The organism is Streptococcus oralis (assembly GCF_001579025.1).
Classification (GTDB): domain Bacteria; phylum Bacillota; class Bacilli; order Lactobacillales; family Streptococcaceae; genus Streptococcus; species Streptococcus oralis_X.
The window spans coordinates 49,293-55,488 of the sequence record NZ_KQ970237.1; the positions used below are offsets into that span (position 1 = coordinate 49,293).

The following is a 6,196-nucleotide window of genomic DNA, read 5'->3' on the forward strand; positions in this document are numbered from 1 at the left end:
ATCGTTTAGAAACTACTGGCGTTAAAACATCATTGTTTAATCAATACACTGTAGAGGAGAAACCCTCTTTTAAACAAAGTGACTATTCAATTTTTAAGGATTGGATGGGAAGTGTATTGACAAGTTTTTTCTTGTTGTTTATGGTTTTTTTGGGTATCTATTTAGGAAGGAAATGGCATGGATTACGGAAAAATAAAGTTAACTCTAGAGTATAGAACAAAACAAATAGATATTCGAGTTTCAAAATCCCTTACTTGGTTAAGATTAGAAGAATTATTAAAAGATACCAAAGTTAGAGAACAGTTGAATTTACCCCTAAATAGTTCGTTTTGTTTCAAAGTTAGAAATAAACAAATTCATATCGAAACAACGGATATCTTGGCTGCTTATCCAGTTAGTGATGGGGATTATATAGAGATTGAGGATGTATCATAGGAGAAAAAATGTTTGAAGCAGATCAACTACAATTTGTGAGAGAAGGCAACCAAATATCAGTTCAAATTTCTTCATCAGGTTACCATAGAGAACAGCTTGAATTGATTAAAGAATATTGTCCAGTAGAAATAGTTCAAAAAGATGGAGTTCTTTCTTTGCATTATATTATTCCCGGGTATTTTAAAACAGTTAAGGAAGAAATTTTAAATAGAAGTACGGAGCTTGAGCGTTTTAGTTTGGCACAAAGCATGTCGGTATTAGTTCATTCTGAAAATGATTATAAAATTCCGTATATCCATCCTGAAAACATCATTGTTTTTGGCAGTAATGTACAAATGTTACATTATGGAATCGAAAAATTACTTGCACCACAGCAGTATAGTTCGGAATTCTATTTAGAGTCTTATAAAGCTTTAATGATTTCTATTTTACTACCTAAGGTAGATTTTGACTTAGTCATCCATGGGATTGATGCAATAAAGGAAAAGGTGGCACAGGATATTAGTCCCTTAGAGAGTGTAGCTGATGTCAATAAATATATTGCAGAAAAGTATGCAAAATTGTCAGAAGAGAGTTCAAAAGCTAATTTGTTGGTGAACAAGAAAAAATGGAAGGCTCTGTTAATAGGGGGAGCCTTGCTTGCAACAACCACAGTGGTCTTAAGTTTTGCAACTTATAAGTCTATGTTTAAAGACAGCCCCCTAAAATCATCAGTCATTATGGCCCAATCAAATTTCATGCGAAAAGACTATTCTGAAACAGTTGAATCATTAAAAAATTATGGTGCAGAATCATTGCCAAAGGAAGCTAAGTATATCTTAGCAGCAAGCTATGTCCGTTTAGATAGTTTGAGCGATAAGCAAAAGGAAGTTATTTTAAATACGATTACAGAATCAACAGATGATACAATTTTTTATTATTGGATTTATCTTGGACGTGGAAAATTTGAAAAAGCTCTAGATGTGGCACAAAATATCGGAGACACACAGTTGATTTTACACGCTTATACAAATTTATATGAATCAGTCAAAGCAGATATCAATATGAACGGTTCTGAGAAACAAAAGAAACTTGAAGAATATGAAAAGAAAATAAAAGAACTTTCTGCTGAGATTGGAGAAGCTACTACAAATAGTAGTGATACAAAAGCATCTACAAATAGTAGTGATACAAAGGCATCTACTGAGACCACAACTCCTAAGGACAACCAAACAAAAGAAAAGAGTGAACGATAAATGAAGGCAAAAAAGCTAGAATATGATCATCAACTGGGAGACCAATTAGGAGAACTTCATAAACCTCTTTATACCTTGTTGATTGAACAAGAGAAACTGGAAAAAATAGATTTGTTTGAAGGACAAGAGGTAAGAGTAGGTACTAACGAGTATACAGTAGAAGGCAGAAAAGTCTATCGAAATGGTAAGGAATTAGAAAGAGGAAAATCTACCTTTGATAAAGAAACTGTAACCTTATTGGTCCCTGAAGAAGATATTTTTATCACTTATATTTTTCCGCCACAACGATTTATTTGTAGCAAGAAAGAATCAGCTGACATTAGTTGGTCACTTTCAAACCAACTTATTTTCTCAAATAATCAAGTACAGGTTACTCTTGGGGAATCTCCGATCTATCTAAACGACTGTCTTATCAAAGAGGAAGGGCTTTATCCGTTTGAAGTGGGAAACCGAATGAAGGTTTCTAATTATTTTATAGAAAAAAGAAAAAACCAGTGGAAGATTGGATGTCTTTTTGAAGAACCACAATTGAATAAGAATCGAATTCTGATACAAGAAAAAAATAATGAGTATCCGATGGATTTTCCAGAGTATAGAAGGAGTCCGAGAGTCAACCCTATTATCCATAGTGGGAAAATCATTATCAATCAACCTCCACAGCCGATAAAGCCACCCAAAAACTCGCTCATCCGAGCCATTGTCCCAGCTTTAGGAATGTTTACTTTGACTGCATTGAGTTCAATTTGGACAAAAGGGAATCCTGTAATGATGCTAGGGATGGGTGGTTTTAGCCTCCTAACAGCAGCGACAACTATGAGTCAGTATTTTGAGGAGAGAAAGGATACCAAAGAACAGGAAAAAAATCGGATTCAAGATTACGAAGCATATTTATTAAAACAAGTATCCGACTTAGAAAGATACTACAAAGAAGAAACTAATATTTTACATTACAATCAACCGTCAATATCAACCATTACTGAGCTGATTGCAAAGTATGATTCTAGAATTTATGAGCGAATGGACTATAATGAAGATTTCTTACAGGTGTCTTTAGGATTAGGAGATAAATTAAGTCAGCTAGAGTTGCAAACAAATTTTGATGAGCAAAGTAAAGATGAAATATCGCAGTTTGCTCGAACAGTCTTGCAAGACTACAGTTTGCAAAAGAAAGTTCCAATCACTGTTAATATCTTTGAAGCGACAGTTGGTCTTGTTGGAAACAGTGAAGTAACTAGGACAGCTGTGTATAATATGCTCTTACAGATGGCAATGTTCCATAGCTACTTAGACGTTAATTTTATCAACCTTGTTCAAGAACAGAGATATGAGAAAGATTGGTCTGAGTGGCGCTTTCTTCCTCATTTTAATATGCAGGAACGAAATATTCGTGGTTTTGTTCATGATGCCAGAAGCCGTGATGCTGTTCTAAATTCGCTTTACCGTATTATTCAAAAACGTTCTCAAATCAAACGTGAAATGGGGGAAAAAGATGCGCGCTTTAAACCTCATTATGTCTTAACGATTATGGATGACTCCCATTTACTTGGCCATAGTTTGAATGAGTATCTAGCCAAGGATTTGACAGAGTTGGGTGTAACAGTCATTTGGGTGAAAGAGGCACGTCGTCTTTTGCCAGAAACTATCACAACTCTGATTGAATATAAGAATCAAAATCTAGGTCAAATCATTAATGATGAAGGTGCCTATAGTGCTCAAACCTTTATTCCCCACCCGCTGTTGGATTGCTATGAAGATTCTATTCGTACTTTAGCAAATCTAAAACACATGGAAGTAGAGAAGAATACGATTCCAAAATCCGTTACTTTTTTGGAACTCTATCAAGTCAGAGAAGTTGAAGAGTTACAGGTTGCAACTAGATGGTCCAAAGCGGATACTTTTAAAACGTTAGCAGTGCCATTAGGATTGCGTGGGAAAGATGACCAGGTGGAACTCAACTTACATGAACGTGCACATGGACCACATGGCCTCGTAGCAGGAACTACTGGTTCAGGTAAATCGGAGATTCTTCAGTCGTATATATTATCCATGGCTGTGAATTTTAGTCCAGAGGATGTTGGATTTCTTACCATTGACTTCAAGGGTGGTGGGATGGCGAATCTTTTCAAAGATTTACCACATATGCTTGGGTCTATTACTAACTTAGATGGCGCGGCTAGTGCGCGTGCCCTAGCTTCTATCAAAGCAGAGTTACAAAAACGTCAACGACTATTTAATCAATTTGGCGTCAACCATATCAATGGATACACTAAATTATATAAGGAAGGTCAACAAGCTACTGACAAATCAGGTTATCCAGACAAACCATTACCTCATCTCTTCCTTATTAGTGACGAGTTTGCTGAATTGAAAGAACATGAACCAGAATTTATGACAGAGCTGGTTTCGACAGCCCGTATTGGACGTTCGCTTGGAGTCCATCTAATTCTTGCTACACAAAAGCCATCAGGTGTCGTGAATGATCAAATATGGTCAAACTCGCGTTTCAAACTAGCTTTGAAAGTGTCAGATGAGTCTGATTCAAATGAAATTATTAAAACACCAGATGCGGCGAGCATTACTGAACCAGGGCGTGCTTACTTACAAGTAGGAAACAACGAAATCTATGAATTGTTCCAGTCTGCATGGAGTGGTGCGCAGTATGCCCCACAAACAGAGGGAGTTCAAGAAGTTGTTGATGAACGAATCTGGTTGATAAATGACCTAGGACAATATGAATTGCTATCTGATGACCTATCTAAGGACGAAAATTATACTGCTGATCAGACGGAAGAAATCACGGAACTCTCAGCTGTTGTAAACTACATAGCAAGAGTGAGCAAGACTGTTCCCCTCAACCTGCCAGATAAACCGTGGTTAGAACCACTAGAGACAGCCATCATATCCCCACAAACAGATATTCACTGGACCGACGAAAAAGTATTGGCCGTTCCCTTTGCTCGAATGGATATTCCGACAGAGCAACGTCAGAAGGATTATCATTTTGATTTGGAAAAAATGGGTCATACAGTTTTCTATGGTTCACCAGGTTTTGGGAAATCCCTAGCTCTTCAAACTCTAGTGTTAAATCTCGCTCGTTTGAATACTCCAGAGCAAGTACAAATCAATTTATTTGACTTTGGGACAAATGGACTCTTGCCACTAAAAGATTTACCTCATGTAGTTGATTTGACAAGATTTGATGAAGAAGAAAAACTGGTTAAGTTTTTAAAACGTATTGACCAAGAGTTGAAGATTCGCAAGGAAAAATTTGCCCTCTATAATGTAGCAAGCCTTTCTCAATACGAACAAAAATCGGGTGAGAAACTCCCTGCTATCCTTACTATTTTTGACGGCTTTGATACTATAAAAGACACACCACTAGAAGAAGCCATTGAAAGTATGATTAACCGCCTCCTACGTGAGGGAGCGAGTCTTGGGTGTTATGTGATTTTGACAGCACTCCGCTCAAATAGCCTTAAAATCAGTATGTCAAGCAATATCACCTCGCGCTTGGCCTTTTACCTGGTTGATGAAGGAGCTTCTAAGGAAATTATCGGACGCGATGCTTTAATTCAACAAGAAATTTTTGGTCGTGCCCAGTTGAAAGAAGATATCCCTTATGCCATTCAGGTTTATCTTCCAATAAGTGGAGAAGGGGACATTGAGCGCCTATATAACTTGGAAGAAGAAGTCAAGTTGATTGCAAGAAGCTGGACAGGAGTTTGCCCAGAACCAATCCCAATGTTGCCAAATGAAGTGACGCTTGATGAATTTAAACAATCAGCTACAGTTCAAGAGATGATGAAACAAGGTCAAATCCCAATCGGATATGATAAAGAAACGACTAAGGTAGTAGGATTTAATCCTAAAGAACATGGCTATTTTGTCATTATGGATGACACGCCACAGCAAACAGAACTACTCGAAGCAGTATTATTGATGGCATTTGAAAATTTGAATGGGCAAGCTCAACGTATTCTTTTTGATATTGATGGACGTCTTGCAAATCCAGATAGTTTTGATTCAATCATCTTGTTAAATAACTTTAGTACAGCTTTAACAGATCTTGTTAGTGAGATTGAACGAAGACTACATGGTGGCTATAATCAAATGATGTTTGTTTACATGCCAGACATTCATACCGTAAATGAAAAAATGTTACTCTCTGCAAATGTGTTAGAAACGATTATCAAAAATGCCTCTAAAGCGGGAGTTTACTTTATTTTCCATGGCTATCAGAAAAGTATCGAAAGTAAATTTGATGAATTTAGTAAGAGATTGCGTGCAAATATGCCAGCAGGTATATTTGGTACTAGATTTATGGACCAAGGAATGATTAAAGGTAAGTCAAATTACAAAGAAACTCTTCTAGAAGTCGATGAAACACACTTCTTTGTTGGAAGAGAAGTTTGCAGAATTAAGTTACCAAGATAACATCAGCAATCCTTTGTACTTGAACTTGATAAGAGTCCATCCCCAAAAGTTAATTAGAGGACTTCTCACTTTTGGGGATTGATTCAAAGGGA

At 36.7% G+C, this 6,196-nt stretch carries 3 protein-coding genes and 1 pseudogene; all 4 read left to right on the forward strand.

Annotated features, from left to right (window positions below):
- Positions 1-215, forward strand: a pseudogene (locus SORDD27_RS10410) (type VII secretion protein EssA); the annotation flags it as partial.
- A complete protein-coding gene (locus SORDD27_RS08250; protein WP_061428585.1) occupies positions 178-435 on the forward strand; it encodes a hypothetical protein in 258 nt (85 codons plus the stop codon). The pseudogene SORDD27_RS10410 and the gene SORDD27_RS08250, both read left to right, overlap by 38 nt.
- Positions 436-443: 8 nt before the next feature.
- The gene (gene essB / locus SORDD27_RS08255) at positions 444-1,670 is read left to right on the forward strand and encodes a type VII secretion protein EssB (RefSeq protein ID WP_061428480.1); all 1,227 of its coding nucleotides are present in this window, start codon (positions 444-446) and stop codon (positions 1,668-1,670) included.
- On the forward strand, positions 1,671-6,104 hold the full coding sequence (gene essC, locus SORDD27_RS08260) for a type VII secretion protein EssC (RefSeq protein ID WP_061428481.1): 4,434 nt from the start codon (positions 1,671-1,673) through the stop codon (positions 6,102-6,104). It abuts the gene before it with no gap.
- Positions 6,105-6,196: the final 92 nt, after the last annotated feature.